Origin of the sequence: Lentzea flava (genome assembly GCF_014648475.1) — a bacterium.
In the GTDB taxonomy this organism is placed as follows: domain Bacteria; phylum Actinomycetota; class Actinomycetes; order Mycobacteriales; family Pseudonocardiaceae; genus Lentzea; species Lentzea flava.
Genome location: NZ_BMRE01000006.1, coordinates 194313 through 220196 on the forward strand (window position 1 = coordinate 194313; position 25884 = coordinate 220196).

Sequence of the window (25884 nt, forward strand, 5' to 3'; positions counted from 1 at the left end):
GGGTTCGCGTTGGTGGACCCCGTGCTCACCGAGGTAGTCCAGGACGGCCTGGCCGAGGTGGAGCGCAACCTGCACGACGTCGTGCAGAGCGAGTTCCACCCGGTGACGGAAACCTCGCTTCACCTTGTGGAGGCGGGCGGAAAGCGGATCCGCCCGCTCTTCACACTGCTCGCATCGCAGTTCGGCGCCGACTGGGACCGGGACAAGGTCATCAAGGCTGCCACTGTGGTCGAGCTCACCCACCTCGCCACGCTCTACCACGACGACGTCATGGACGAGGCGACCATGCGACGTGGCGCGGTGTCCGCGAACGCCAAGTGGGACAACAGCATCGCGATCCTGACGGGCGACTTCCTGTTCGCCCACGCGTCACGGCTCGTCGCGGACCTGGGGACGGACGCGGCACGCATCATCGCGGAGACCTTCTCGGTCCTGGTGACCGGCCAGATGCGCGAGACCGTCGGCCCGCAGCCGGGTGAGGACCCGATCGCCCACTACCTGAAGGTGATCGAGGAGAAGACGGGCGTGCTGATCGCCACCGCGGCGCGGTTCGGCGGCATGTTCTCCGACGCCACCGACGAGCAGATCGACGCGTTGCGCGCGTACGCCGAGGTGATCGGGGCGGCGTTCCAGATCTCGGACGACGTGATCGACATCGCCTCCCCGTCGGTCGAGTCCGGCAAGACGCCGGGCACGGACCTGCGCGAGGGCGTGCGGACGCTGCCGATGCTCTACGCGCTCGCCGACCCGTCCGAGACGCGGCTCGCCGAGCTGCTGGCGGGGCCGATCACCGACGACGCGCTGGTGGACGAGGCTCTGACGTTGCTGCGTGCCTCGTCGGGCATGGACAAGGCGCGCGAGACCCTCGACGACTACGCGGACCGGGCCCGCACGGAGCTGGGCAAGCTGCCGCCGTGCGCCGCGCGGGACGCACTGGAGGAGCTCGCCACCTACGTGGTGGCGCGGTCCCGCTAGGGGTTACTCGACCGGCGCGAGCAACTGCTTGCGCCGGTTCCGCACCGCGTCGAACGTGAAGATCGCGAGGGCGAACCAGACGAGTGCGAACCCGATCCACCTGCTGGCGGGCATCGGTTCGTGCACGACGAACACGCCCCAGGCGAACTGCAGGATCGGCGCGAGGTACTGCAGCATGCCCATGGTGGTCAGCGGAATCCGTTGTGCGCCCGCACCGAACAGCAGCAGCGGGATCACCGTGATGATGCCGGTGCTCAGGATCATCAGCGTGTGGCCGGTGCCCGCGGTCGTGAAGGTGTTCGCGCTGCCGAGCGTGAGCAGGTAGATCAACGCGATCGGTGCGATGACGGCGCTCTCCGCGGTGAGGCTGGAGACGGCGTCGAGCGGCACCTTCTTCTTGAGCAGCCCGTAGATGCCGAAGGAACCGGCCAGGACCAGCGAGATCACCGGCATGCGCCCGTAGTCGATGGTGAGCACGATCACAGCGATGACGACCACGCCGATCGCGACGGTCTGCAGCAGCCGCAGCCGTTCCTTCAGGAAGATCATTCCCAGGGCCACGCTCACCAACGGCGTGATGAAGTAGCCGAGGGCCGACTCGACCACGTGCCGGGTGTTGACGGCGTAGATGTAGGTGCCCCAGTTGACCGTGATCAACACCGCCGCGGCGGTAACGATGAGCCAGCCTTTCCCTGATAACTCAAGGAAAGGACGCCACCGCCGGAGGATCGCGACGGCGATGGCGAGGGTGACGAACGACCAGACGATCCGGTGCGCGAGCACCTCGATCGGCTGGGCGGGCACGAGGAGTGGCCAGTAGGCCGGGAACAGGCCCCAGAGGACGTAGGCCAGTACGCCGTACGTGACCCCTCGCCCCTGGGTGTGAACTTCTGGCGAACTGATGGAAGAAGTCGTCAGAGGGGGCACAAAATCCCACTCTACGCTGGCGTTTCCACTGGTTATTTGCGCTGAACGGCGTAGTGACGGAGCATCATCAAAGGCACTGTAGTTTGGCCATGCTCACCCTTCCGAGTGAGTGGGGTCGGAGTGTGGTCGTAGAAGGGGCTTACCCGTGAATGTCTTCGGGCAGGTCTGGCTGTGGAGTCTGCTCGCGTTCGTCGCGGGAGTGCTGCTCACCTGGCTGGTGATGGTCCGACCAGCACGCAAGCAGGTCGCCGACCTCGAAGATCAACTTCTCGACGCCCGCCGGTCGGCAGCCCCGATCGCGGCGCCCGCTCCCGTCGACGACTTCGAGGTCGACGAGTGGGAGGACACACCGCCGCGGTCGCTGAGCGACGAGGTGCTGGCACCACCCGCACCCGCGCCCTACGTGGAGCCTCCCGCCTACTTCGGTGAGCCCGTGCAGGCTCCCGCTCCCGTCGCCGAGGAGCCCCCGGCCCAGGCCGAGGAAGAGCCGGTCGAGCAGGAGCCGGTCACCGCGGTCCGCCAGTACATGGAGGCCGACGAGGCGCAGCGCCGGTTCGAGGAGCAGCTGGCCGAGCAGAAGGCGCGCACCGACACCGAGGACGACCGCCCGCGCTCGCTGTTCGAGCGCCTCTCCCCGGAGTCCGCTCCGGAGGAGACCCCGGCTGAGATGACGACGGTCCTGCCGCGCTCCGGTCTCGAGGCCGCCGACTTCGACGACGAGCCGGAGCTCCCCGCGGAGCAGCCGTCGTTCGTGCCCACCGCGCAGCCGACCGCCGAGGTCGCGCCGCCCGCCCAGGAGCCGACCGCGCCGCCGGAGGTCGACGAGCACGTCGACGACTTCATCTACCAGCCGCGCGAGGTGTGGGCGGAGCAGGAGCAGGAGGCGTTCCTCGACGAGGCCGCCGAGCAGGAGGACGACGAGCCCGCCGGCACCCGCTCCGAGCAGACGACGTTCATCGCCGTCGAGGAGAGCTCCTGGCCCGCCAACGACCTCACCGGTGAGTACCAGGGCCTGCGCGACGAGATCTCCGGCCAGCTGGACGGGTTCGTCGAGCCGGAGGCGCCCGCCGAGCAGACCATGGTCGAGCCGCTCGACCTGGACGCGCCGCACGTCCGCAACGGCGTCTTCGAGACGACGCTGGCCGAGGAGCAGGGCTTCACCGAGCCGAAGCCGGAGCAGCCGCCCGCGCACGCCAGGCGCGAGCCGCTGGAGCCGGAGGACGCCGAGCCGGAGTCGTTCGACGCCGAGCCGCAGCCGTCGCACACCGAGGCCGAGTCGTCGCCGCACGGTGAACCGCAGCCGTCGCACACCGAGCCGCCGCTGTCGCGCACCGAGGTCGAGTCGTCGCCCCACGGCGAACCGCAGCCGTCGTTCCGCGCCGAGCCGCAGTCGCACCCCGAGCCGCAGCGTTCGTTCCGCGCCGAGCCGCAGCCGCAGTCACACCCCGAGCCGCAGCCGTCGTTCCACACCGAACCCGAGCGCAAGTCCCAGCCGGAGCCGGTCGGCTTCGTGCAGCCCTTCAGCACCCCCGGCGCCCCGCCGCCCGCGCCGTTCTCGGCGTTCGGCGCACCCGCGGAGACGCCGACGGAGACCACCGGGCGCCAGCCCCGTGCCGTCGCCGCCGCCTTCGACCACGCCGTGGAGACACCGCGCGTTCCCGCGGCGCCCGAACCCGTCGCCGACCGCCCCCGCTCGCTCTTCGAGCCGCTGCTCGACGCCGACGAGCCGCTGCCCCCGCTCGGCCAGACCCGTCAGCTCCCGGAGCCGACCGACGACCAGCCGTTCGTGCCGAAGTTCGTGCCGAGCGACGAGCCCCTGCTCGCCGCGCCGCCGGAGCCGGAGCCGGAGCCGGTCCAGACCGACCTGCCGCAGCGCGTGACCGAGGCGGGCCTGCCGATCCGCGAGGCCCGCCGCACGACCCAGCAGCGCCAGCAGAGCTTCGCGGCGTTCGCGGCCTTCGAGTCGCCGAAGCAGGAGGCCCCGCCCGCACCGCCCGCTCTTCCCACGCGTCCGCGCCCCGTCGGCTTCTCACCGTCCACGGGCGGCCGCCCCAACGGCGCCGCCGCGCCCGGCTCGTCGCGGTTCCAGCAGCCGGAGGGCTTCAACCCGCGTTCCCCGTTCGGCCCCGGCTCGGTGCTGCCGAAGTCGGACGGCCTCGCGCCGGCCGCGGACTTCGCGGTGAAGGCGACCCTGACCGGCCGCCGCTACTACACCGAGGGCTCCGCGAACTTCTCCGAGACCCGCGCCGACGTGTGGTTCCGCACCGAGGCCGACGCCGAGAAGGCAGGGTTCCGACCGGCCCCCTGACCTCAGAACATCGAAAAGGGCCCGCCAGCTGCGCGCTGGCGGGCCCTTTTCGATGTTCCGGGTCAGCCGACCACGGTCCAGGTGTCCTTGCCGTGCAACAGCTTGCTCAGGTCGGCGGCCTTCGCGGCCTTGGCCTCGCTGACCTGGGCCCGTGCGCCGTCGTCGTACGTCGGCCGGTCCGCCCGCCGGAACACACCGGTGACGGTGTGCGAGAGGTCCTGCGTCGACAGCCGCGAGAGCGCGAACGACAGGTTCAGGTCCGACGCGTCGTGGATCACGATGTCCGAAGCGTCCACGTCCGCCGACTTGGCCACCGCGAGCCCGAAGCCCTCGCGGATCACGCAGTACTCGCCCTCACGACCGAACCGGATCGGCTCGCCGTCGACCACGTTGATGATGCGGCGGGAAGCCTCGTCGGCGTCCTTGAGCACGTCGAACGCGCCGTCGTTGAAGATCGGGCAGTTCTGGTAGATCTCGACGAGCGCCGAACCGCGGTGCTCGGCCGCCTGGCGCAGCACCGAGGTGAGCCCCGCCTTGTCCGAGTCGATCGCGCGGCCGACGAACGACGCCTCCGCGCCCAGCGCCAGCGACACCGGGTTGAACGGGTGGTCGAGCGAGCCGAGCGGGGTCGACTTGGTGACCTTGCCTTCCTCGGAGGTCGGCGAGTACTGGCCCTTGGTGAGGCCGTAGATCCGGTTGTTGAACAGCAGGATCTTGAGGTTCACGTTGCGCCGCAACGTGTGGATCAGGTGATTGCCGCCGATGGACAGCGCGTCGCCGTCGCCGGTCACCACCCACACGCTCAGGTCCGGCCGCGCCACGGCGAGACCCGTGGCGATGGCGGGCGCACGGCCGTGAATGGAGTGCATGCCGTAGGTGTTCATGTAGTACGGGAAGCGGGACGAGCACCCGATGCCCGAGACGAACACGATGTTCTCGCGCTTGAGACCCAGCGACGGCAGGAACGACTGCACGGCGTTGAGCACCACGTAGTCGCCGCAGCCGGGGCACCAGCGGACTTCCTGGTCGGACTTGTAGTCCTTGGCCGTCTGCTTCTCGTCGGTCGTCGGAACTCCGGCCAGGCCGGGGATTCCGAGGTCGATCGCGGTCACGCCGACACCCCCTTGATCACGTCAGCGAGCACGTCCTGAAGCTCCTCCGCCTTGAACGGCAGGCCCTGCACCTTGGTGTACGACACGGCGTCCACCAGGTACTTCGCCCTCAACAGCAACGCCAGCTGGCCCAGGTTCATTTCCGGCACGACCACCTTGTCGTACTTCCGGAGCACCTCACCGAGGTTCTTCGGGAACGGGTTGAGGTGCCGCAGGTGCGCGTGCGCGACCGGCAGGCCCAGCTTGCGGACCCGGCGCGCCGCAGCGCCGATCGGGCCGTAGGACGAGCCCCAGCCGACGACGAGGACCTTGGCCTCGCCGCTCGGGTCGTCGACCACGACGTCGGGAACCTCGATGCCGTCGATCTTCGCCTGGCGCAGGCGGACCATCCGGTCGTGGTTCTCCGGGTCGTAGGAGATGTTGCCGGTGACGTCCTGCTTCTCCAGACCGCCGATGCGGTGCTGCAGACCGGGCGTGCCGGGCACGGCCCACGGACGGGCCAGCGTCTCCGGGTCGCGCGAGTACGGCTGGAACGTCTCCGGATCGGTCGCGAACTCGACGGTGAGGTCGGGCAGCGAGTCGACGTCCGGGATCAGCCACGGCTCGGAACCGTTCGCGACCGCGCCGTCGGAGAGGAACAGCACGGGCGTGCGGTACTTGAGCGCGATGCGGGCGGCGTCGAGCACGGCGTCGAAGCAGTCGGACGGCGACTGCGGCGCGACGATCGGCACCGGCGACTCGCCGTTGCGGCCGAACATCGCCTGCAGCAGGTCGGCCTGCTCGGTCTTCGTCGGCAGACCGGTGGACGGGCCACCGCGCTGCACGTCGATCACGAGCAGCGGCAGCTCGGTCATCACCGCGAGGCCGATGGTCTCCGACTTCAACGCGATGCCGGGACCCGACGTCGACGTCACGCCGAGCGCACCGCCGTAGGACGCGCCGAGCGCGATGCCGATGCCCGCGATCTCGTCCTCGGCCTGCACCGTGGTGATGTCGAAGTTCTTGTGCTTGCTCAGCTCGTGCAGGATGTCCGACGCGGGCGTGATCGGGTACGTGCCGAGCACGACGGGCAGCTTCGAGCGCTGCGCCGCCGCGACGATGCCGTACGCCGTGGCCGTGTTGCCGGTGATCTGGCGGTACGTGCCGACGTTGAGCTTGGCGGGCGCCACCTCGTAGGTGACGGCGAAGGCCTCGGTGGTCTCGCCGTAGTTCCAGCCGGCGCGGAACGCGAGGACGTTGGCCTCGGCGATGTCCGGCTTCTTGGCGAACTTCTCGCGCAGGAACCGTTCGGTGCCCTCGGTGGGCCGGTGGTACATCCACGAGAGGAGCCCCAGCGCGAACATGTTCTTCGCGCGCTCGGCGTCCTTCTTGCCGAGCCCGGTGTCCTCCAGCGCGCCGATGGTCAGCGTGGCCATGGCGACCTTGTGCACCTGGAACTTCGCGAGCGACTCGTCCTCGAGCGGGTTCGAGTCGTACCCGACCTTCGTCAGGTTCCGCTTGGTGAACTCGTCGGTGTTGACGATGAGGATGCCGCCGTCCGGCAGGTCGACGACGTTCGCCTTGAGCGCGGCCGGGTTCATCGCCACGAGCACGTCCGGGCGGTCGCCGGGCGTCAGGATGTCGTAGTCGGCGAAGTGGAGCTGGAACGACGAAACGCCGGGGAGGGTGCCCTGGGGCGCACGGATCTCGGCGGGGAAGTTGGGCTGCGTGGCGAGGTCGTTGCCGAACGCCGCCGCTTCCGACGTGAACCGGTCTCCGGTGAGCTGCATGCCGTCACCGGAGTCACCGGCGAAGCGGATCACGACGCGATCCAGCTTGCGGGTCTCAGTGCTCATTCCTACGCCGATACCTCTCTCCAAGGGTGGCTGTGCCCCACATCGAGGGTAGTCGCCAGGACCGCCTGCCAGACGGGCCGCGTACCACTGGGCGAGACAAACCGTCCCATCTGCCGCACTGGGTCCTCAACTAAACGGTAAGCACAGCACTACCAGCGGATACCCGAATGCGGCAGACGTCACCCTCGATACCTGTTACCCAAGGTAACACCTAACGCCCGCTGATCCGAGCCTTCATCGCGGCCAGCCTGGCAGCGAACTCTGGAGTGTCGATCGAAGCGACCTGTGGCAGCAGCTCGGTCTCGACCGCTTCCGCGTGGTCGTGCATTGCATCGGTCGCCCGCATCGTCGCCTTGATGGTCCGCACGAGTGCTGCTGGCGCCTCCGCAGCCGCCTTGGCCAGCTCTTTTGCTACTGCGAGTGGGTCTTCGGCCTTCGCGTACGCGAGACCTTTCTCGACCGCCTGGTCCGCGTCCAAGATCTGTCCGAAGAGCGTCATGGCGGTCGCGGTCTGCCGGTTGGTGATCTTCTGCAACATCCACGTCATGCCGCCGCCGGGGTGGATCCCGAGCTGGAGGAACCGGGCGTCGAACCGCGCTTTCGGCCCAGCGACCCTCAAGTCGGCCGCGAGCGCGAGGTTCAGTCCGGCGCCGACCGCAGCCCCGTTGACCGCCGCGATGGTGGGGATCGTGGCGTTGGCCACTGCCAGGAACCCTTTGTAGATGCTGCGGAGCCCTTCGTCCGTGGAGTTGCCGAGCTGCGTGAGGTCCGCACCGGCGCAGAAGGCGGGCGGCGCACCCGTGACGATCAGCGCGTTGGCCGTCTCTTCTGCTTCCGCGACCTTGTCCGCGAGCTCCTGCGACAGATCGATCGTCAGTGCGTTGCGCCGGTCGGGATCGTTGATCGTGATCACGGCGACGGAATCGTTGTGCTCCAGCAGAACCTCAGCCATGGCCCGGACTCTAGGGTGCCGGCGGCCGGTCCAGGAGCCGGGACAGCACGACCGTCGACACGGTCCGGTCGATGATCTCGACGGCCCGCAGCCGTTCGAGCGCCGTCTCCAGGTGGTGGATGTCGGCGGCCCTGAGGTGCACGATCGCGTCCGCCGCACCGGACACCGTGTAGGCGGCACTGACCTCCGCCATCGGCTCCAGCCGGTGCTGGATGTCGTGCGGTGCCACGTTCCCCTTGCAGTGCACCTCGACGAACGCCTCGGTACCCCACCCGAGCGCCTCCGGGTCCACGACGGCCGTGAACCCCCGCAGAACCCCGGTGTCCAGCAGCTTGTCCACCCGCCGCTTCACCGCGGGAGCGCTCAGCCCCACCTCTTTGCCGATCTCCGCGTAGCTGGATCGAGCGTTGGCCATGAGGCACGAAATGATTCGCTGGTCGATGCTGTCCACACGCAACATTCTGCCCTAGTTCACGCAATATCGCGGCGTTGTTCGAGGGTCCAGCAGACCTTTACATTTCGATCCATGACCGTATCCATCTCCGGGCCCGGCGAGCCGATCACGCTCGACATCGCGCAGCCCCTCGCGCCGACGCGCATGCCGACCACCCGTCGGTACCTCATGTGCCCGCCGACGTACTTCACGGTGGAGTACGCCATCAACCCGTGGATGGATCCGACCCAGCCCACCAGCACAACGCTGGCAGTGGAGCAGTGGACGGCCCTGAAGGAGACCTACGAGCGCCTCGGCCACGAGGTCAACGTGATCGACCCGGTCCCAGGCCTCCCGGACATGGTCTTCTCGGCCAACAGCGGCACCGTCATCGACGGGCGAGTCCTGGGCTCCCGCTTCCGCGCCGAACAGCGCGCAGCCGAAGCCGACCACTTCCGCCGCTGGTTCCTCAGCGCCGGCTACAACTCCGTGGTCATGCCCACCGCCGTGAACGAGGCCGAGGGCGACTTCACCTGGACGGGCTCCCTCCTGCTGGCCGGCACGGGCTTCCGCACCGACCCCCACGCCCACGCAGAGGCGCAGGAGGTCCTGGGCGTCCCGGTCGTCTCCCTGCAACTGGTGGACCCGCGCTTCTACCACCTCGACGTGGCCCTGTTCATGCTCGACGACCAGTCCCCAACCCCCCTGGTCGCCTACTACCCGGAGGCCTTCTCGCCGGGCTCCCAGCAGGTCCTGAAGAGGCTCTTCCCGGACGCCGTGATCGCCAACGACGACGACGCGGTCTGCCTGGGCCTGAACGCGGTGTCCGACGGCAAGCACGTCGTGATGCCCCTCGAAGCCACCCACCTCGCCGAGCAGGTGGCGCGCCGCGGCTTCGAGCCGGTGCTGGTGGACATCTCGGAACTGCGCAAGTCGGGCGGCGGCCCGAAGTGCTGCACGATGGAACTGCGCGGCTGACCTCGCCCACGCAGTGCCGTTCCGTTGTTCCAGCGTGAAGGCCCGATATGCCGGTTGACCTGCTCCGATGCTGCCAACGACGTCAGCGCCGCAGGTCACCGTCTGTCGCTACTGCGTCGGTCTGCCACGGCTCACGGAACATGCACGGAACAAGAAACGCCCCGAGCAAGATCATTGCTCGGGGCGTTCTCATATGAGCCTACCTGTCAAAACGCTTCTCACTCGGCATCGCCGTCGTCCTCCTGGAGCTGCCCGCCCATCGCCTGGAATGGCTTCGATCTCGTGAACGACCGCTCAGCGGCATAGCGGGCGGGTTGCCCCTGCAAAACCATTGGTGAATCGGCTTGCTCCGCTGATGTACTGATGTGCCACCGTGAGTCTGCCTCGTGACGGAGGTATTAGTTGTGACGGGTTATGACGCGCTTGCCGAGGTGTACGAGTGGCTCATCTCCGATGCGAAGCTGGCTCCGGCCGAGTTCGCTGCGTCGTTCGATGATGTCCTCAGTCTCCTGCCGTCGAACGCCCACGTCCTCGATTGTTCGTGCGGAACCGGACAGCTGGCGGTTGGCCTCGCCGGTCGTGGCATCCAGGTTGTCGCAACCGACGCCAGCGAAGCGATGGTTCGTCGGACTGCGGAGTTGTCTCAGGAGTTCGGGGCATCCGTCCGGGCCGTGCGAGCGAGCTGGGAAGAGTTGCCCGACCATTTCGAGGACGGCACGTTCGACATGGTGTTCTGCGTCGGTAACTCGCTTCACCATGCCGCGGGCGCGACAGGCAGGCGTGCTGCTCTGGAGTCGATGTCACGGCTCTTGCGCCGTGGCGGGCGCTTGGTGCTCACCTCCCGCACGTGGGAACTCGTGAGGGCCAGAGGTTCCCGGCTGGACATCAGTGACCGACTCGTCCGCCGGAACGGTCGCGATGCCGTCGTGGTCTACCGCTGGGAGATCGCGCCGCATTGGGAGGAGGAGCACCACATCGAGATTGCGATCGCCCAGATTGATGCGACTGGGTTGGTTCTTGTCCGCTCGGAACTGCTGTCCTGCTGGCCCTACCGGTACGAGGAACTCGAAGTCGAGCTGCACCGGGTCGGACTTCGGACGGAAGTGAGCACGTTCGATCTCGAGGCCGAGAACTACATGGTGGTGGCGAGCAAGGTGTAGACAGGCCCCGTCAACGACGCCGAGGGCCTTTGTCGTTTCCCGGCCACGCCCCAACCCAGCTCAATACGATCAACCGTCGTGAGCTTCCACTACGAGGTCGTCTTCTCCACGTTCCTGCGCGACAACACCCCACCGGACGTCCTGGACGAGCTGCGCTACCACCTCGGCCTCACCGAAAACCGGCCACAACACCTGGTGATCGACTACGACTTCCCGGTCATGCAGCCGGACGAGGACAGCTACCTCCCCGGCGGCGACCACGTGGCGCTGCGCCGGCAGTACCGCGGCCACAACGCCCAGGGCGAGCACCACGCCTGGGGTCTGCACGCGCGGCTGTACTGGCTGGACGACCACTGGGCCGAGATCTGGTGGCAGGTCGTCTCGCTGCTGGCCCCGCACGTGGAGGACGACGGCTACGCGGGCCACTTCCGCGAGGAGAACGACGAACGTCCCACCTCGCTGATCATCGTGGACGGCGAGCCGAGTCTGGGGCAGCCGTAGACACGTCGGGCCGCGCGCGGGCTGCCTTTTCGCTTAACCTCGCGAGGGTGCCCAACGTTCTCGTGATCGGATTCGATCCGCACACCATCCCCGGCTTCGACCCCGCACCCGTCGCCGCCGGCATCGAGCGAAGCAGCAGGACGTTCGCCGAGCTGGGGCTCGCAGAAGACCTCTTCCTGATCGACTTCGCCGAGCTCGGCGGCCCGGCCGAAACCAAGCTCGTCGAGAAGCTCCGGCAACGGCAGTACGACGCGGTGGTTGTCGGCGGCGGCATTCGCAAGGGACCTGGGCTGCTCGAGCTCTTCCAGACCGTGGTCAACCTGGTCCACTGGCACCAGCCGGACACCGCGATCGCGTTCAACGACAACGCGGGCGACAGCCCGGACTGGGTGCTCAAGGCTCTTGAGCAACGGCGTGATCGCTAACGTCGAGGGCATGCCTGACGTTCTTCTCATCGGTTTCGCCCCCGACACCATCCCCGGCTTCCCGCCGGGTGCCGTTGCCGCACAGCTGGAGGAAGGCAGCAGGCGCTTCGCGGACCTCGGGATGGCGGAGGAGCAGTGCCTGATCGGCTACGGCGACCCGGACGCCGCCGCCACGGTCGTCGAGCACCTGAAGCGCAAGCCGTACGACGCTGTCGTGGTCGGCGGGGGCATCCGCAAGCCCGCGGAGGTGCTGGAGCTCTTCCAGACCGTCGTCAACCTCGTGCACCGGCACCAGCCGCAGGCCGTCATCGCGTTCAACTCCGGCCCGACCGACAGCGCCGACTGGGCGCTCAAGGCGCTGGAGCAGCAGCGCGCCTAGCTACAACAGGTAGGGCGTGACCCACAGGGCGACGAAGCAGAAGGCGGTGACCGCGGTCGCCGCCAGCCGCCCTCGTCTGCGGTCGCGGAAGAACTCCACAGCGCCGAACGTCAGGAACGCCACCGCGCCCGCGATCAGCACGGCGGTCGGCACCGGGGCGGTCTGCCAGGCCCACGACGTGAGCAGCCAGACCGCGACCACGAAGCCGACGACCACCAGGCCCAGCAGCGCCTCGAACACGGCCTCCTCCAGCTCGTGTCCCCACCACTTCAGCGAGCGCCAGAACCGGGACGGCAGCGCGAAGAACCACGCGAAGAGCCGTCGCTGCCACCAAGGGCGCTCGGCCTCCGCACGGGCCTGCAGCACGGCCTCCCGCGCGGCGCGGCGCCGGTCCTCTTGATCCCCCATGACCTCCATCATGCCGATGCCAGCAGTTCGGTCAGCCGACGCACGGCGAACTCACGGAAGGGCCGCATCGGGATCAGCCGGCACTCCGCCGCCCCCACCTTCCGCGGCTCGATGCCGAACGCCTCCTCGAACTCACGCCCCACGACGGGAAAGAACCGCCCGTAGTCCCCGGCCACGTCGTCCACCACGAGGTCCGGCCCGATCACCCGCTTCTGCAGCCGTGGCGACGGTGTGAGCGCCTCGCAGTGGTGCAGGAAGCTGTTCCGCGTGTGATCAACGCCGATCAGCAGGATCTGCCCGTCCAGCGAGTGCAGGACGTCGAACGGCGACTCCCGGCCCAGCGCGAAAGCCAACGGCTGCGATCGGACGACGGCCGCGGCATCACGTCCGACCGCCGCCACCGGCACGATCGGGTGGGACGACAGCAGCGCGGAAGGCATCGCTTCGACGCACGCGGCGACTGCTCCCATCGGCGCATTGCGGAAGGCTGGCACGACGAGCGTCGGCGTCACGGCCAACAAGCTCTGAACCACGGTCGCCGCGCCTCCGTACACCTCTCCGAGACGGGAAAGCGACGAATGCACGACCAGGGGAACGTCGCCGACCGCTCTCAGAGCACGCCATCCAGCGATCAAGTCCTCGCAGGTCAGCCCCATGTCCTCACCCAAAACTACATACCGTGACCATGTCACTCGATCGCGTGGTCGTCGACGTAACCCATAACGAGAGCCAGGCTCACACCGAACTAACAGACAGCTCCGCCAGTTCGTCAGGAGGCAACGATGAACTTAAGCAGGATGCAAGTGGCTCGCTGACTGTCTGTTAGCAGCGGATAGCCCAACTCATCGAAAACGTGACGAGAGTCACCCAACGGGCGCTGAAGCTTGCCTGCGCTCGTGACGCGAGGTTACGTTCTCGCCCGCCGATAACGGTTTGGTCACCGGCAGGACACAGGAACTGCGTCACGCAGGGTCCAAAGTCCCCTGGGATCCCCCGCCCAGGTGTGCCGGAGACCAAGCTCCCCGACGCAGGAGGCTCCCCCTTGGCCCGGCACAGCAAGGCTGCCGGCCGCACCGTGTACACGGTCGTGCCCAAAGCAGATGTGAAGGCCGGCGCGCATCGCGCCGAGGACGACAAGGTCCCGCTCGCTCACCGCGTGAGCGCCATCGTCGTCGCAGCAGGTGTCGCCGCAGGCACCGCAGCGATCGCCAACGCCGCCACCAGCGGCTCCTCCAGCGAGCTCGCCGCTGGGGCCGAGTTCGGTGCGATTCCGGACCACGAGGCCCAGACGGTCAAGACCATCCACGACGTGAACCCCGGTGGAGAGGTCGGTCGTCTGCTGCAGTTCCAGCAGATGTACGCCCAGCAGGCCTTCGAGCAGGCCACCAAGGCCGCCGCGGACGCGCACGCCCAGCGCGAGGCGGCGGCCAAGGCCGAGGCCGAGCGTCAGGCGGAGATGCGCAAGCCCGCCAAGCAGCGCGAGATCGAGGGCTGGATCAAGGAAGCCATCAAGGTCCTGCAGGCCAACGGCACGAACATCGACAACAGCAGTGTCGACGAGATCTACACGATCATCATGAAGGAGTCGAACGGCAACCCCAACGCCGTCAACAACTGGGACTCCAACGCGCTGCGCGGTACTCCGTCCAAGGGCCTGATGCAGTGCATCGACCCGACGTTCCGCGCGTACAAGCTCCCCGGCTACGACAACATCCTCGCGCCGGTCGACAACATCATCGCGGGCGTGCGCTACACCTACGCCCGCTACGGCGGCTTCCACAACCACCCCGGGCTGGTCAGCATGAACCTGGGTGGCGGGTACCGGGGGTACTAAAGACGCCAGTTTCGCCGTGCCGGGGTGCGTGAAACCCATCAGCGGGCGATGCTGTCAAACAGGTTCACCCACAAGCATGGCGGCCCTAGCGGGCACACGCCCGGTAGTGCTCCCATCGAAGCGATTTCCCGAACGCAGGGAGTGGCCGATGAACGAGCAACAGGCACGCGACGACGAGCTGGCGAAAATCCGCTCGGAGGCGACGAACTGGCTGGCCAAGATGGCCAAAGCCCAGCAACGCCCCAAAGTCGAGCAGCGGAAGCCTGAGCACGACGCCATGACACCCGCGAAGAAGTAAGGACAGGAAACGCCCCGGCCGCGGCCGGGGCGTTTCTGTTCTGGAAGGCAGAATCAGCCGACCTCGACGGTCGGGGTGGCCCCGCCCAGCAGCTCTTCCCGGTACGACGCGGAGACCGTCACCGTTTCCCCTGGCCAGAGCGTCACGTAGTTGTCCGTCCACAGCGCTGGGGCGATCTCCGGCCCTCCCGGCCCCTTGTGGATGCTCACCCTCGTGAAGAACGCCACCGAGCTGCTGTCGTTCGTGAGGGTGACGTCCGCACGGGTGCCGCTGACGGTGGACGACACGGAGAGTTTGCCGCGCGGCAGCGACATCAGGCCGGTGAAGTCCGCGTAGGACGTCTGCGGCAGGTGGTACCAGGTGGAACTGCCGAGGTCCGTCACGTCCGGTGAGCTGGAGAGCCAGTAGACGTTGCGGTCGACGACGTTCCCCGACGCGTCGCGCAGCAGCAGGCGCACCAGATAGGTGCGAGAGGCACCCAACGTCACCTTGTCGACGGCACCAGGCCCCGACACAGGCACGGTCGAGTCCGAACGCACGGTGCCGTCCAGTTCGAACACGGTCGTCTGCACGTTCATGCCGTCGACCGCGCCGAGTGCCCATACCGTGTTGTCGTCGTAGGAGTACTGCACGTGGGTGGGACGCAGACCCTTGCGCGCGCCGAAGTACCCGCCGCTGGGCGTCATCGAGTAGTCGAACAGGTGCCAGTAGAGCTCCGGCTGGGCGTTGTTCAGCAGCCAGTAGATGTCGCCGGTCGAGGGATTCACCGGCCGCAGTCCGTTGCGGCCGTGCGCCTCGAACTGCGCGCGGTTGACCTCGTAGTTCATCAGCTGCGCCTTGCGCACGAAGTCTTCCAACGACGTAGGCGCGCCGTAACGCGTCGCCAGCGAGTGCCAGAAGTCGCCGAGGTGGTTGAACCAGGTCGACCACGACAGGTGGTACTGCACCGAGTCGGGATCACGCCACAGCGCCTCGAGCTCGGAGTCGGTCATGAACGACTTCAGCGCCGCCAGCTCGGGGATCGCCGCGCCGGGGCCGTTCTCGCCCTCGAAGCCGAACGCGCCACCGGCCACCTCGCCGTAGAAGAAGTTCGGCGGCACCCACCAGTACGGGCCCGCTCCCTTGTGCCCCGACGGGCCGAGCGTCTCGCTCGCCCACGGCCCGATCGACGGGAGCAGCGGCAACGACCAGTCCGTCGACGCGAACGCGTCCAGGTACGTCTTCTCGACCTCCGGCGGCGGCGCGGTGTCGCTGCCGAGGTAGAAGCTCAGCACCGACGGGTGGTTCTGCAGCCGGAAGCCCTCCGTCACCGCGGACGCGCGGGCCACCGCGAAGTCCGCCTGGCTCCACTTCTCGTAGTGCTGCCACTTCGAGCAGCACTCCCAGCCCGGCATCAGCACGATGCCCATGCGGTCGGCGAGCTCGTAGAACTCCTCGTGCTCCTCCTTGCCCTCGAGCCGCAGCGTGTTCAGGCCGAGGTCGCGGACGTAGGACAGCTCGTCGCGCACGCGTTGCCGGTTGTCGCGCAGGAACAGGTCCGGTACCCAGCCGGCGCCGCGCACCTGGAACGGCCTGCCGTTGATCTCGAACGCCTGCGCGCCGTCCGCGTTCAGGAACGAGCGGACGTGCCTGATGCCGAAGTCCTTGGCGGTCCGGTCGGACGTGCGGCCGCCGACGGAGGCCTCCAGCTCCAACCGGTACAGCGGCTGGTCACCCATCGCGTACGGCCACCACACACGCGGGCGCTCCACGTACTGCTTGGTCTCCACGGTCGCGGTGCCCATCGCGGGAACCTTCACCTTTTCCTCGAACGGCCCGTCGGCCGACCCGCGCACCAGCACCTCGACGTCGGAGGAGGTGTGGTTGGTGACTTCCGCCTTGATCGTGAGCTCGGCGGTGTCCAGCGACGGCACGGCCAACGACGTGAGCACGCGCGCGTTGTGCAGGGAGACCGGGCCGGTGCGCACCAGCTGCACATCGCGCCACACACCCATGCTGTTGTCCGGCGGAGGCTGGCTCCAGTCGAGGAAGTCGAGGGTGAACTGCTCGTAGCTGTCGGCGGGGAAGACCTTGATGGCCAGGGCGTTCACTCCCGCGCGCAACGGCACCTCGAAGTCGTGCGCCGGGTACGCGCCCGCCACCACGTCCGGACCGGCGATCATGACTCCGTTGAGCCAGATCTCCGCGCTCGGGATGATGCCGCCGGGCAGCCGCAGGAACGTGCGCGAACCGGCGAGCGAGTTCGAGAGGAACGTCTTGCGGTACCACCACGGCACGGTGAAGTGCCCCGCGTTGACCTTGTCGCGCATGTTCGTCGAGTAGTGGATGTCCGGGTAGCGCCCGGCTGCCACGAGCCCGCCGAGGACCGTGGAGCGGCGCGGCACTGTCGTCCAGGCCTCGTCGTCGTACTCCGGCCGGGAAACGACGTCTCCGCCCACCGGCACGTCCGACGACGATCGCAGCCTCCAGTCGGGGAAGCTCGTCACCTCACCCGTGGCCGTCGGGGCCGCGAAGTCGGGCTGTGCGCGCGTCACCGTCGCGGGCACGCAGCTCGCCACGATCAGCAGCAGGGCCAGCGCGAGGCGTCTCACTGTGCCGGAGCCTCCGATCGGAAGGCTGCCCACAGCAGGTTGAGGGGGTGATCCGCCGGATGCTTCGACAGCTCGTCCGTTCGGGCGAAGACGCCCACGAGCCGCTCCAGCGAGTCGTCTGAGAGCTCGACGACGCGGAGCCCGCCGCCCTCCCTCAGTTCGTTGTTCGACGCCACCACGCCCAAGCCAGACGTCACGATCATGGCTCCCTGGACGAGGTTCGAACGCAGCAGTGAGATGCCGTACTGGATCTCGTCGATCTCGGCCGCGATGTCGAGCCCCTGGCGGTAGTCGGGCCCGAACCAGCCCCGCAGGAACTCCGCGATCAGCCCCGCCCCCGGCACCACCAACGGCAGCGACCTCAGGTGAGGTACGCGGACCCGGTCGCCGACAACCGTCTCCGGCAGGTTCGTCAGCAACGCGAGGCCGCCGCGCCGCCATTCGATGACGTCGAACTCGGGGCGCTCCCAGCCGGCGCCCGCCCGCGTCACGACGCTGCCGCACACCACGTCGACCTCGCGCGTCTCGAGCTTTGTCCAGATGTCCTTGGTGCGGATGTGCACGACCTTGAGGTCCACGTCGCGCTCGCGGAACTCGTCGGCGACGTGGTGCCACGCCTTCGCGAGCGTGTCGAGCATGTATCGCGTGGTGCCGACGGTGACCGTCGTGCCGAGCTTGCGGCGGCACTCGTGAATTCCGTCGAGCCACTCCGCGAGCGTGTCCCGCGCCAATTCGACGAGCGACTCACCGGTCGGCGTGAACAGCACGTCCTTTCCGCGTCCCTGCTTCACCACCAGCGGTTCACCGCACAGTTGCTGGAAGTTCCTGTTCAACGTGTCGAGCTGCTTCTGCACGCTCGACTGCTCGCGCCCCAGCGCCCGTGCCGCCCGCAGCGCCGATCGGGTCTCGTGAACGGTTAACAGGGTCCTGAGCTGGTCCATCGTGGTATCCAGGAGAGCGCCGGGCATGTTCAGCAGGCGGTGCAGGGAGGTGCTCGTGGGGAGCACCAACTGGGACGAGCCGGACATCGGAACCCTCTCTGGTGTTCTACCGATCAGTTGAACTGAACTTGACCGCATTTCGCAGGGAAATGATCTGCAGATCCTGTTCGCAAATCTCTGGACACTTATGGCGCGGTGTACAAAGCTATCCGCGGCGACCACGCGTGGGAGCCGATTCCGGGGGGAATCATTGGGGGGTGGGGGTCCGCCAGGCGCAAGCTGGTGGACCCCCAAGTATTACCCTCGCTGGTTGTGACCGTTTCCGCTCGCCCGGACAGCGTTGTCCTGAACTGGGGCACCACCTACCGGGTCACCGTCCTCGAACTCGGGCTCGCCTGCTGCGGAGTCGAAGTGATGGCTGCTCTCGACCGCCTTCCCGGCCTCGGCGTCACGCCGGTCGACGGCGCGGGCGAGGCGCACGTGCTCGTCGTCTCCGGCACCGTCACGGACGTCATGTTGCCCGCTGTCATCCGCAGTTTCGAGGCCATGCCCGAACCTCGCTACGTGATCTCCGTGGGCGCCTGCAGCAACACCGGCGGCCCGTACTGGGACTCCTACAGCGTCACCAAGGGCATCGACCAGGCTCTGCCGGTCCACGTCGCGGTGCCCGGCTGCCCGCCGCGCCCCGAAGCGCTGCTCGAAGGCCTCAAGGCCCTGCACGGTCTGGTGAACGCGTGAGCACCGCGAAGACCGCGTTCGGTCAGACGGTCCACCACGTCGAGCTCGCGGACTGGCTCGCCACCGCCACGCGGCACCACGACGAAGGCTTCGTGATGTTCGACTGGCTCGGCGTCGAGGACGCGGGCCGCCCCGGCGCGGTCGGCCAGCGCCACGCGGTGTTCCTGCACGTCATCGACCCGCAGACGCGCGAGGGCGTGATGCTGCGGACCGAGCTGGGCCCCGACGACGCGCTGCCGAGCGTCGCCCACCTGTGGAAGGGCGCGCACTGGCACGAGCGCGAGGCCGCGGAGATGTTCGGGCTCACCGTCGACGGCAAGCCCGAGCACCTGCTGCTGCCCGACAGCTTCGAGGGCCACCCGCTGCGCAAGGACTTCGTGCTGGCCTCCCGCGTCGTGCGCCCGTGGCCGGGCAGGCTCGAACCGGGCGAGGACAACACGAGCGCCCCGAGCCGCCGCCGCACCGCACCGCCTGGCGTGCCCGACCCGTCGTGGGGCCCGCGCCGTGAAGAGGAGAGCACGTCATGACCAGCCTTCCGCCGCGGACGAGGGGCGTCATCGCGCTGTTGGAGGCCAACTGCACGGTCTGCATGATCTGCGCGCGCGAGTGCCCCGACTGGTGCATCCACATCACCTCGCACACCGAGGTCGAGCAGCAGCCCGGCTCGGCCAGGCCGCGCAGCCGCAACGTGCTCGACCGGTTCGCGATCGACTACGGCCAGTGTCTCTACTGCGGCATCTGCGTCGAGGTCTGCCCGTTCGACGCCCTGCACTGGGCACCGGAGTTCGGCTATCCGGGAACGGGCTCGATCGAGGGCGAGGGCGCCGTCGCGGAGCTGGTCCACGAACGGGACGTGCTCGCCACGTGGGTCGAGAAGGTGCCGCCGCCACCACCGCTGGACCCCGCTGCCGAGGCCGCGCCGGAGACGGCGCCCGGAACCGGAAGGCGCCCAGGGTCGTTGAGAGGTAGGACGTAAAACCCGGAGGCGGAACCGTGCACAAGCACTTCAACGGGTTGAAGACGGCCGCGCTGCTCGGCGGGATGAGCGCGCTGATCATCGTGATCAGCGGCTTGTTCGGCCGGACGGCACTGGTCATCGGCCTGCTGTTGGCCTTGGGCGTGAACGCCTACGCGTACTTCAACTCCGACAGGATCGCGCTGCGCGCGATGCGGGCGGTGCCCGTGTCGCAGGTCGAGCAGCCCGTGCTCTTCGCGATCGTGCGGGAGCTGTCGCAGAAGGCGCGCCAGCCCATGCCGAGGCTGTACCTGAGCCCCACCATCGCGCCGAACGCGTTCGCGACCGGCAGGAACCCGCGCAACGCGGCCGTGTGCTGCACCACGGGCATCCTGGAGCTGCTCGACGAACGCGAGCTGCGCGCCGTGCTCGGCCACGAGCTCGCCCACGTCTACAACCGCGACATCCTGATCAGCTGCGTCGCGGGTGCGCTCGCGGGCGTGATCACGATGCTCGCGAACCTCGCGATGCTCGCCGGCATCTTCGGCGCGGGCGATGACGACGACGGCCCTGGGCCGTTGGGCCTGCTGCTGATCGCGCTGCTCGGCCCGGTCGCGGCCACCGTGGTGCGCCTGGCCGTGAGCCGCTCGCGCGAGTTCCAGGCCGACCAGTCCGGCGCCGAGCTCACCGGCGACCCGCTGGCGCTGGCGAGCGCGTTGCGCAAGATCGAGCTGGGGACGCGGGCGGCGCCGCTCGCACCGGAGCCGGAGGTGGTGTCGCAGAGCCACCTGATGATCGCGAACCCGTTCCGCTCGGGGGAGCAGTTCGCGAAGTGGTTCTCGACCCACCCGCCGATCGCCGACCGCATCCGCAGGCTCGAAGAGATGGCCCGACGCTAACGCCCAGCCTTGGCCACCGCCATGAGGTACTCGCCGTACCCGGACTTGCCGAGCTTCTCGCCGAGCGCGTAGCACTCCTGCGCCGAGATGAAGCCCATGCGCAGCGCGATCTCCTCGGGACACGCGATGCGCACACCGGTCCGGTGCTCCAGCACCTGCACGAACTGCCCGGCCTCGAGCAGCGAGTCGTGCGTGCCGGTGTCGAGCCACGCGAACCCGCGGCTCAGGTCCACGAGCTGCGCCCGCCCCTCGCGCAGGTACGTGAGGTTGACGTCGGTGATCTCCAGCTCGCCGCGCGACGACGGCTTGAGGTTGCGGGCGATGTCCACCACACCGTTGTCGTAGAAGTAGAGCCCGGTGATCGCCCGGTTCGACTTCGGCTGCTGTGGCTTCTCCTCGATGGACAGCAGCTTGCCGGTCGCGTCGACCTCGCCCACGCCGTACCGCTCGGGATCCTTGACCTGGTACCCGAACAGCACGCACCCGTCCACAGTGGACGCGTGGTGCTGCAGCGTGCTCGAGAAACCGCGGCCGTAGAAGATGTTGTCGCCCAGCACCAGCGCCACGTCGTCGTCCCCGACGAAGTCGGCGCCGATGATGAACGCCTCCGCGAGCCCGTTGGGCGCGGCCTGCTCGGCGTAGGCGAAGCTCATGCCCCACTGGGACCCGTCGCCCAGCAGCCGCCGGAACAGCGGTAAGTCGGTCGGCGTGGAGATGATCAGCACTTCCCGGATGCCGGCCAGCATGAGCACCGACAGCGGGTAGTAGATCATCGGCTTGTCGTACACCGGCAGCAGCTGCTTGGAGACCGCCTGCGTGATCGGGTGCAGGCGGGTCCCACTGCCACCGGCGAGGACGATGCCCTTCACCGGTAGTTGGTGAACTGGAGGGCGATGCCGAAGTCGTGGCCCTTGAGCAGGGCGATGACGTCCTGCAGGTGGTCCTTCTTCTTGCCGGACACCCGCAGCTGGTCACCCTGGATCTGCGCCTGAACGCCCTTGGGGCCCTCGTCGCGGATCTTCTTCGCGATCTCCTTGGCCTTCTCCGACGAGATGCCCTGCACGAGATTTCCCGTGACCTTGAACACCTTTCCGGACACCGCGGGCTCGCCCACCTCGAACGCCTTCATCGAGATGTTGCGCTTGACCAGCTTCTCCTGGAAGACGTCGATCGCCGCCTTGCAGCGCTCCTCGGTCTCGGAGGTGAAGGTGATCGCCTCCTCGCCGGCCCAGGCCACTGTGGTGTTGGTCCCGCGGAAGTCGAAGCGCGTGCTCAGCTCCTTGGCCGCCTGGTTGAGCGCGTTGTCGACCTCCTGCCGGTCCACCTTGCTCACCACGTCGAACGACGGGTCCGCCACGACTTCACTCCTCAACGATCTCGGGGTCACAGCCTGCGTCGATGCTACTGGGGCACCCCGATTTGGGGGCTCCCGAAGGGGTTATGTATTGTTCTGCCCGCACCGTTACGGCGGTGTGGGGCGGGTTGCCCGAGCGGCCAATGGGAGCGGACTGTAAATCCGTCGCGAAAGCTACAGAGGTTCGAATCCTCTACCCGCCACAGCACCGATGGGCCTCTGACCGAGCTGGTCAGGGGCCCATCGTCGTACCGCAGGTCGGACGCGAGGGGGATGCTGTGCGCACGCAGATGGCAACCGAGGCGGGAAGATCGACCGCGCCGAGCGAGGACAGAGCGCTCGTCGGCCCGAACCTGCTCGCGGTGCTGGACGGCGTGACGGCCAAGCCGGAGACCGGCTGTGTGCACAGCGTTGGCTGGTTCGCCGACCAGCTGGCTGCCGAACTGCTGCGGTTCGCGCACCTCGTCCCTGCTGCGGCGCTGGCAGAGGCCATCAAGCAGACCCGCGAGCTGCACTCCGGCAGCTGCGATCTCGATCACCCCGACAGCCCCAGTGCGGCCGTGGGCCTCGTCCAGCTCAAGGACGACGTGCTCCGGTACCTGGTGCTGGGGGACGCCACCGTCGTGGTCGACACCAAGCGCGAACTGCACGTCGTGAGCGACACGACGACCAATCGCACGGCCGGGGCGGACCCTGCCGATGTCGAGCACGCTCTCACCGGGGAAATCCCGCTGCAGGACGTTCGGCGGGTCGCGATCCTCTCCGACGGCGCTGCTCGTGCGGTCGACCTGTTCAATCTCTTCGATTGGCCCAAGGCGCTCGAACTGATGGCGGCGAACGGGCCGGACGATCTGATCCGCAAAATGCGCCAGGTCGAAAAGGAAGACGTCAAGGCCGTCGATTGGCCGCGCAAGAAGGTTTCCGACGATGCGACGGTCGTGTATCTCGACCGCTGAGCGTTCCGCGCTGGACTCGGTTCTGCGCGACACCGCTCATGTCAGGCTCGTCGAGGTGCGCGCGGCTCGGCGGCGCGACGTCGTCGTGGACCTCACGCCGCCGGGCGAGCGTGATCGTCTGCGCGAGGCGATGGCGGTGAGGTCGTGGCCCGGCATGGAGTGCTCGTGCATGGGAGACGTCCGGTTCGAGCTGCTCGACGCGCGACGCGAGCGCCTCGCCGTGGTGCTGCTGCACCACGGGATCACGCTCGCGTGGGGTGACTGGGACAGTCACGGTGTCCTCGCCGACGGCGGGGCGTTGTTGCGCTGGCTGCACGAGCACGGCATGCCCGTTCCCGGGCTGCGGACCAGGAAAACCGACGCACGCAACTGGCGCGAGGTCGCCGACAGCCTGCTCAATGCCTAGGCGCGGGCTCGACACCACGACGGCGTGCGATCGCGAGCATGTTCTCCTCGCCCCAGTCGCCCAGCGGCAGCAGCGCCTCGTTCAGGCGCATGCCCTGCTTCGTCAGCGAGTACTCGACGCGGGGCGGCACTTCGTGGAACACCTCGCGGTGGACGATCTCGTCCGCCTCCAGCTCCCGCAGCACCTGGATGAGCATCTTCTCGCTGATGCCCGACACGGATCGGCGCAGTTCGCCCGTGCGCATCGGGCCGTGGTGCAGCGCCCAGAGGATCAGCGCCTTCCACCTCCCGCCGATCACGTCGATGGCCGCGTCGAGTCCGCACGAGTACTTCCGAGGCAGCATGCTGGATCCTTACCAAAAAGTGGGTACCTGACAAAATAGTAGGTACTTGTCGCTTCGACAGTGGCAGAACGAGCATTGCCGGCATGGGGATCAAGAAAACCGTGAGCGTGCTCGGCCTCGGCCGGATGGGCACCGCGCTCGCCAACGCCCTCGTCGAAGAGGGCTACGACGTGACCGTGTGGAACCGGTCGGACAGGCCGGCTCCGCCGAACACCAAGCGGGTCGCGACAACGGAGGAAGCCTTCGAAGCCGACGTCGTCGTCACCTGTCTGTCCACTTACGACGTTCAGGAACCGTTGCTCGGCAAGAACATCAAGACGCTCGTCAATCTGACCTCCGGCACGCCGGAGCAGGCCCGCGCCACCGCGCGGTGGGCGCAGGCCAACGGCGTGGACTACGTCGACGGCGTGATCATGGCTGTGCCGCAGCAGATCGGCACGCCACAGGCCCAGATCCTGTACAGCGGCCAGCAGGAGCATCACGTCCTGCAGGCGTTCGGCGAGCCGGTCTACCTCGGTGAGGACGCCGGGATGGCCGCGCTGTACGACCTGGCCCTGCTCGGCATCATGTGGCCGGTGTTCGGCGGCTACCTCCAAGCGGTCGCCTTGCTGGGCACCGAGGGCGTCACCCCGCGGCAGTTCACGCCGATGGCCGTGGGCTTCCTGAACGCGATGGTGGCCCTTCTGCCCGAGATGGGCGAGGAGGTCCAGCGCCGCGAGTACGAGACCGACGTGTCCGCTGTGGACATCAACGTCGCCGGTCTGCGGATGCTCGCCGACGCCGCCGCGCAGCAAGGCATCGACACGGCCCTGGCGGAGACCCTGCACGACCTGTTCCGGCGTGCCCAGGAGAAGGGCCACGGCGCACACAGCATCGCGAGCGTCGTCGAGGTGATCCGGTGAAGTACCTGGGCAAGAAGGTCGTCGTCACGGGCGGCACGCACGGCATGGGGCGCGCGGTGGTCGACAGGCTGATCGAGGAAGGCGCCGAGGTCGTCCTGACGGGCCGCACCATCGAGAAGGCCGAGGGGATCAAGGCCCACGCGATCGCGTCGAACGCGGCGGACCTCGACGACATCGCCGCCCTGAAAACCGAAGTCGCACAACGGCTTCACGACATCGACCTGCTCTTCATCAACGTCGGCTTCTCCACGCTCACGCCGTTCGACACGACCACCGAGGCCGACTACGACCGCACGTTCGACGTGAACACCAAGGGCGCCTTCTTCACCGCCCAGCAGCTGGCGCCGCTCATCAGGGAAGGTGGCTCGATCGTCTTCACCACGAGCGTCGCCACCGCGCTGGGCTCGCCCGGCCTGAGCGTCTACGCGGGCGCCAAGGCCGCGGTCAGGGCGTTCGCGCGAGGCCTCGCCGCCGAGCTGGCGCCGAGGAACGTCCGGGTGAACGTGGTCAGTCCCGGCTTCATCGACACGCCGTCGATGGGCGTGTACGGCGTGCCGGAGGAGGTGGTGCAGCAGTTCAAGGAGCAGGGCGACCGCATCACACCGCTCAAGCGCCACGGCTCGATGGACGAGGTGGCGGCCGCGGTGCTCTTCCTGGCGTTCGACGCCACCTTCACAACCGGCGCCGAGCTGGCCGTCGACGGTGGTCTCGGCCAGGGGATCAGCGCCTGAGAAAAAATCTTCGAAGAACCTGTCACATCTCCGTCGCGCCTCGTGTCAACCGGGCAGAAGACGATGACGACAGGGAGAACGAAGATGAGGATCGCCAACCCGATGATGACCGTGCCCGGCGCGATGCAGGCGCTTCTGGGGCTGTCCGAGGCAGCGGAGAAGACCGGGCTGGACAAGAACTTCCTGGAACTGGTCTACCTGCGGGTCAGCATCATCAACAGCTGCGGGGTCTGCATCGACTACCACAGCAAGCTGCTGCGCAAGGCCGGCGAGACGGACGAGCGCATCTACTCCGTGGCCGGCTGGCGGGACGTGCCGTACTACACGGACGCGGAGAAGGCGGCGTTCGCGCTCGCCGAGGAGATGACGCACGTGCACGTCAGCGACGACACGTGGAACGAGGCGGCGAAGCACTGGAGTGAGGCACAGCTCGGCGGGCTCACGATCGCGATCTCCGCGATCAACGTGTGGAACCGGCTCAACGTCGCCACGCAGCAGAAGGTGGCCTGAGCCTTCAGGAAGGTTGAAGCCGGCGCGCAAGAG

30 protein-coding genes and 1 tRNA gene are annotated in these 25884 nt (G+C 68.1%); 19 read left to right on the forward strand and 12 right to left on the reverse strand.

The window, feature by feature from the left end:
* Positions 1-9 precede the first annotated feature (9 nt).
* Positions 10-975, forward strand: a complete 966-nt coding sequence (locus IEZ09_RS11525) for a polyprenyl synthetase family protein (protein WP_229812466.1) — start codon at positions 10-12, stop codon at positions 973-975.
* Between the two features lie 3 nt (positions 976-978).
* Here IEZ09_RS11525 and rarD read toward each other — a convergent pair whose 3' ends face one another.
* The gene (gene rarD, locus IEZ09_RS11530) at positions 979-1902 is read right to left on the reverse strand and encodes an EamA family transporter RarD (RefSeq protein WP_189253625.1); all 924 of its coding nucleotides are present in this window, start codon (positions 1900-1902) and stop codon (positions 979-981) included.
* A 145-nt stretch (positions 1903-2047) separates the two neighbouring features.
* On the opposite strand from rarD, the gene IEZ09_RS11535 reads away from it, so the two are divergent.
* On the forward strand, positions 2048-4210 hold the full coding sequence (locus IEZ09_RS11535) for a sunset domain-containing protein (RefSeq protein WP_189253626.1): 2163 nt from the start codon (positions 2048-2050) through the stop codon (positions 4208-4210).
* A gap of 62 nt (positions 4211-4272) precedes the next feature.
* On the opposite strand, the gene IEZ09_RS11540 is transcribed toward IEZ09_RS11535, so the two are convergent.
* The 4 genes from IEZ09_RS11540 to IEZ09_RS11555 all read right to left on the reverse strand — a co-directional run bounded on the left by IEZ09_RS11540 (position 4273) and on the right by IEZ09_RS11555 (position 8560).
* A complete protein-coding gene (locus IEZ09_RS11540) occupies positions 4273-5322 on the reverse strand; it encodes a 2-oxoacid:ferredoxin oxidoreductase subunit beta (protein ID WP_189253627.1) in 1050 nt (349 codons plus the stop codon).
* On the reverse strand, positions 5319-7157 hold the full coding sequence (locus IEZ09_RS11545) for a 2-oxoacid:acceptor oxidoreductase subunit alpha (RefSeq protein ID WP_189253628.1): 1839 nt from the start codon (positions 7155-7157) through the stop codon (positions 5319-5321). The genes IEZ09_RS11540 and IEZ09_RS11545 overlap by 4 nt, the downstream gene beginning before the upstream one ends.
* Positions 7158-7368: 211 nt before the next feature.
* Positions 7369-8109: an enoyl-CoA hydratase gene (locus IEZ09_RS11550; protein WP_189253629.1), complete on the reverse strand. Its 741-nt coding sequence runs from the start codon at positions 8107-8109 to the stop codon at positions 7369-7371.
* A gap of 10 nt (positions 8110-8119) precedes the next feature.
* On the reverse strand, positions 8120-8560 hold the full coding sequence (locus tag IEZ09_RS11555; RefSeq protein ID WP_166044709.1) for an Lrp/AsnC family transcriptional regulator: 441 nt from the start codon (positions 8558-8560) through the stop codon (positions 8120-8122).
* Positions 8561-8707: 147 nt separating this feature from the next.
* Here IEZ09_RS11555 and ddaH point away from each other — a divergent pair, with 147 nt between their 5' ends.
* The 5 genes from ddaH (at position 8708) to IEZ09_RS11580 (ending at position 11985) form a co-directional block, all read left to right on the forward strand.
* On the forward strand, positions 8708-9520 hold the full coding sequence (gene ddaH / locus IEZ09_RS11560; protein WP_229812467.1) for a dimethylargininase: 813 nt from the start codon (positions 8708-8710) through the stop codon (positions 9518-9520).
* A gap of 404 nt (positions 9521-9924) precedes the next feature.
* Positions 9925-10680 carry a class I SAM-dependent methyltransferase gene (locus tag IEZ09_RS11565; protein WP_189253631.1) on the forward strand — a complete coding sequence of 252 codons (756 nt, stop codon included), beginning with the start codon at positions 9925-9927 and terminating at the stop codon, positions 10678-10680.
* A gap of 78 nt (positions 10681-10758) precedes the next feature.
* A complete protein-coding gene (locus tag IEZ09_RS11570; protein ID WP_189253632.1) occupies positions 10759-11181 on the forward strand; it encodes a hypothetical protein in 423 nt (140 codons plus the stop codon).
* A 47-nt stretch (positions 11182-11228) separates the two neighbouring features.
* Positions 11229-11606: a beta/alpha barrel domain-containing protein gene (locus tag IEZ09_RS11575; RefSeq protein WP_189253633.1), complete on the forward strand. Its 378-nt coding sequence runs from the start codon at positions 11229-11231 to the stop codon at positions 11604-11606.
* A 10-nt stretch (positions 11607-11616) separates the two neighbouring features.
* Positions 11617-11985, forward strand: a complete 369-nt coding sequence (locus IEZ09_RS11580; protein ID WP_189253634.1) for an SGNH/GDSL hydrolase family protein — start codon at positions 11617-11619, stop codon at positions 11983-11985.
* Here IEZ09_RS11580 and IEZ09_RS11585 read toward each other — a convergent pair whose 3' ends face one another.
* Together IEZ09_RS11585 and IEZ09_RS11590 are read right to left on the reverse strand one after the other, a co-directional pair.
* The gene (locus IEZ09_RS11585; protein WP_189253635.1) at positions 11986-12393 is read right to left on the reverse strand and encodes a hypothetical protein; all 408 of its coding nucleotides are present in this window, start codon (positions 12391-12393) and stop codon (positions 11986-11988) included. It abuts the gene before it with no gap.
* 8 nt (positions 12394-12401) lie between these two features.
* Positions 12402-12905, reverse strand: a complete 504-nt coding sequence (locus IEZ09_RS11590; RefSeq protein ID WP_502255035.1) for an AAC(3) family N-acetyltransferase — start codon at positions 12903-12905, stop codon at positions 12402-12404.
* Between the two features lie 530 nt (positions 12906-13435).
* Between IEZ09_RS11590 and IEZ09_RS46320 the strand changes: the two genes are divergently transcribed.
* Together IEZ09_RS46320 and IEZ09_RS11600 are read left to right on the forward strand one after the other, a co-directional pair.
* Complete coding sequence (locus IEZ09_RS46320; protein ID WP_229812456.1) at positions 13436-14227, forward strand: transglycosylase SLT domain-containing protein; 792 nt, start codon at positions 13436-13438, stop codon at positions 14225-14227.
* Positions 14228-14375: 148 nt separating this feature from the next.
* Positions 14376-14525, forward strand: a complete 150-nt coding sequence (locus IEZ09_RS11600) for a hypothetical protein (RefSeq protein ID WP_189253637.1) — start codon at positions 14376-14378, stop codon at positions 14523-14525.
* A 53-nt stretch (positions 14526-14578) separates the two neighbouring features.
* Here IEZ09_RS11600 and IEZ09_RS11605 read toward each other — a convergent pair whose 3' ends face one another.
* Positions 14579-17116 carry a glycoside hydrolase family 2 protein gene (locus tag IEZ09_RS11605; protein WP_189253638.1) on the reverse strand — a complete coding sequence of 846 codons (2538 nt, stop codon included), beginning with the start codon at positions 17114-17116 and terminating at the stop codon, positions 14579-14581.
* Positions 17113-18144: a LysR family transcriptional regulator gene (locus IEZ09_RS11610; RefSeq protein ID WP_189253639.1), complete on the reverse strand. Its 1032-nt coding sequence runs from the start codon at positions 18142-18144 to the stop codon at positions 17113-17115. Before IEZ09_RS11610 ends, IEZ09_RS11605 begins: the two co-directional genes overlap by 4 nt.
* A gap of 225 nt (positions 18145-18369) precedes the next feature.
* Here IEZ09_RS11610 and IEZ09_RS11615 point away from each other — a divergent pair, with 225 nt between their 5' ends.
* The 4 genes from IEZ09_RS11615 to htpX are packed head-to-tail and all read left to right on the forward strand — an operon-like array spanning position 18370 to position 20649.
* Positions 18370-18795: an NADH-quinone oxidoreductase subunit B gene (locus IEZ09_RS11615; protein ID WP_229812457.1), complete on the forward strand. Its 426-nt coding sequence runs from the start codon at positions 18370-18372 to the stop codon at positions 18793-18795.
* Positions 18792-19322, forward strand: a complete 531-nt coding sequence (locus IEZ09_RS11620; protein ID WP_189253640.1) for an NADH-quinone oxidoreductase subunit C — start codon at positions 18792-18794, stop codon at positions 19320-19322. Before IEZ09_RS11615 ends, IEZ09_RS11620 begins: the two co-directional genes overlap by 4 nt.
* A complete protein-coding gene (locus IEZ09_RS11625) occupies positions 19319-19771 on the forward strand; it encodes a 4Fe-4S binding protein (protein ID WP_189253641.1) in 453 nt (150 codons plus the stop codon). Before IEZ09_RS11620 ends, IEZ09_RS11625 begins: the two co-directional genes overlap by 4 nt.
* A gap of 17 nt (positions 19772-19788) precedes the next feature.
* The gene (htpX, locus tag IEZ09_RS11630; protein WP_189253642.1) at positions 19789-20649 is read left to right on the forward strand and encodes a zinc metalloprotease HtpX; all 861 of its coding nucleotides are present in this window, start codon (positions 19789-19791) and stop codon (positions 20647-20649) included.
* Here htpX and rfbA read toward each other — a convergent pair.
* Entirely contained in the window at positions 20646-21518 is an 873-nt protein-coding gene (gene rfbA / locus IEZ09_RS11635; RefSeq protein ID WP_189253643.1) for a glucose-1-phosphate thymidylyltransferase RfbA, read from the reverse strand. The two genes, htpX and rfbA, sit on opposite strands and share 4 nt — an antisense overlap.
* Complete coding sequence (locus IEZ09_RS11640; protein WP_189253644.1) at positions 21515-22006, reverse strand: YajQ family cyclic di-GMP-binding protein; 492 nt, start codon at positions 22004-22006, stop codon at positions 21515-21517. The genes rfbA and IEZ09_RS11640 overlap by 4 nt, the downstream gene beginning before the upstream one ends.
* 119 nt (positions 22007-22125) lie before the next feature.
* Here IEZ09_RS11640 and IEZ09_RS11645 point away from each other — a divergent pair.
* The 3 genes from IEZ09_RS11645 to IEZ09_RS11655 all read left to right on the forward strand — a co-directional run bounded on the left by IEZ09_RS11645 (position 22126) and on the right by IEZ09_RS11655 (position 23365).
* A tRNA-Tyr gene (locus IEZ09_RS11645) sits at positions 22126-22206 on the forward strand.
* A gap of 87 nt (positions 22207-22293) precedes the next feature.
* Complete coding sequence (locus tag IEZ09_RS11650; RefSeq protein ID WP_268247618.1) at positions 22294-22959, forward strand: protein phosphatase 2C domain-containing protein; 666 nt, start codon at positions 22294-22296, stop codon at positions 22957-22959.
* A complete protein-coding gene (locus IEZ09_RS11655; protein WP_189253646.1) occupies positions 22931-23365 on the forward strand; it encodes a hypothetical protein in 435 nt (144 codons plus the stop codon). Before IEZ09_RS11650 ends, IEZ09_RS11655 begins: the two co-directional genes overlap by 29 nt.
* On the opposite strand, the gene IEZ09_RS11660 is transcribed toward IEZ09_RS11655, so the two are convergent.
* Positions 23355-23708, reverse strand: coding sequence for a winged helix-turn-helix transcriptional regulator (locus tag IEZ09_RS11660; protein WP_189253647.1), 354 nt, complete (start codon positions 23706-23708; stop codon positions 23355-23357). The genes IEZ09_RS11655 and IEZ09_RS11660 overlap by 11 nt on opposite strands.
* Positions 23709-23791: 83 nt before the next feature.
* Here IEZ09_RS11660 and IEZ09_RS11665 point away from each other — a divergent pair, with 83 nt between their 5' ends.
* The 3 genes from IEZ09_RS11665 to IEZ09_RS11675 all read left to right on the forward strand — a co-directional run bounded on the left by IEZ09_RS11665 (position 23792) and on the right by IEZ09_RS11675 (position 25851).
* Positions 23792-24610: an NAD(P)-dependent oxidoreductase gene (locus IEZ09_RS11665; protein WP_229812458.1), complete on the forward strand. Its 819-nt coding sequence runs from the start codon at positions 23792-23794 to the stop codon at positions 24608-24610.
* On the forward strand, positions 24607-25341 hold the full coding sequence (locus IEZ09_RS11670) for an SDR family NAD(P)-dependent oxidoreductase (protein ID WP_189253648.1): 735 nt from the start codon (positions 24607-24609) through the stop codon (positions 25339-25341). Before IEZ09_RS11665 ends, IEZ09_RS11670 begins: the two co-directional genes overlap by 4 nt.
* Positions 25342-25425: 84 nt before the next feature.
* Positions 25426-25851: a carboxymuconolactone decarboxylase family protein gene (locus IEZ09_RS11675; protein ID WP_229812459.1), complete on the forward strand. Its 426-nt coding sequence runs from the start codon at positions 25426-25428 to the stop codon at positions 25849-25851.
* Positions 25852-25884: the final 33 nt, after the last annotated feature.

Excerpts from the sequence above, each read along its gene's own strand:
- IEZ09_RS11545 (WP_189253628.1), bottom strand. The coding sequence starts at position 7,157 with ATGAGCACTGAGACCCGCAAGCTGGATCGCGTCGTGATCCGCTTCGCC.
- IEZ09_RS11550 (WP_189253629.1), bottom strand. The coding sequence starts at position 8,109 with ATGGCTGAGGTTCTGCTGGAGCACAACGATTCCGTCGCCGTGATCACG.
- ddaH (WP_229812467.1), top strand. The coding sequence starts at position 8,708 with ATGCCGACCACCCGTCGGTACCTCATGTGCCCGCCGACGTACTTCACG.
- IEZ09_RS11580 (WP_189253634.1), top strand. The coding sequence starts at position 11,617 with ATGCCTGACGTTCTTCTCATCGGTTTCGCCCCCGACACCATCCCCGGC.
- IEZ09_RS11585 (WP_189253635.1), bottom strand. The coding sequence starts at position 12,393 with ATGGGGGATCAAGAGGACCGGCGCCGCGCCGCGCGGGAGGCCGTGCTG.
- IEZ09_RS11600 (WP_189253637.1), top strand. The coding sequence starts at position 14,376 with ATGAACGAGCAACAGGCACGCGACGACGAGCTGGCGAAAATCCGCTCG.
- IEZ09_RS11610 (WP_189253639.1), bottom strand. The coding sequence starts at position 18,144 with ATGTCCGGCTCGTCCCAGTTGGTGCTCCCCACGAGCACCTCCCTGCAC.
- IEZ09_RS11625 (WP_189253641.1), top strand. The coding sequence starts at position 19,319 with ATGACCAGCCTTCCGCCGCGGACGAGGGGCGTCATCGCGCTGTTGGAG.
- IEZ09_RS11650 (WP_268247618.1), top strand. The coding sequence starts at position 22,294 with ATGGCAACCGAGGCGGGAAGATCGACCGCGCCGAGCGAGGACAGAGCG.
- IEZ09_RS11655 (WP_189253646.1), top strand. The coding sequence starts at position 22,931 with ATGCGACGGTCGTGTATCTCGACCGCTGAGCGTTCCGCGCTGGACTCG.
- IEZ09_RS11660 (WP_189253647.1), bottom strand. The coding sequence starts at position 23,708 with ATGCTGCCTCGGAAGTACTCGTGCGGACTCGACGCGGCCATCGACGTG.
- IEZ09_RS11665 (WP_229812458.1), top strand. The coding sequence starts at position 23,792 with ATGGGGATCAAGAAAACCGTGAGCGTGCTCGGCCTCGGCCGGATGGGC.
- IEZ09_RS11675 (WP_229812459.1), top strand. The coding sequence starts at position 25,426 with ATGAGGATCGCCAACCCGATGATGACCGTGCCCGGCGCGATGCAGGCG.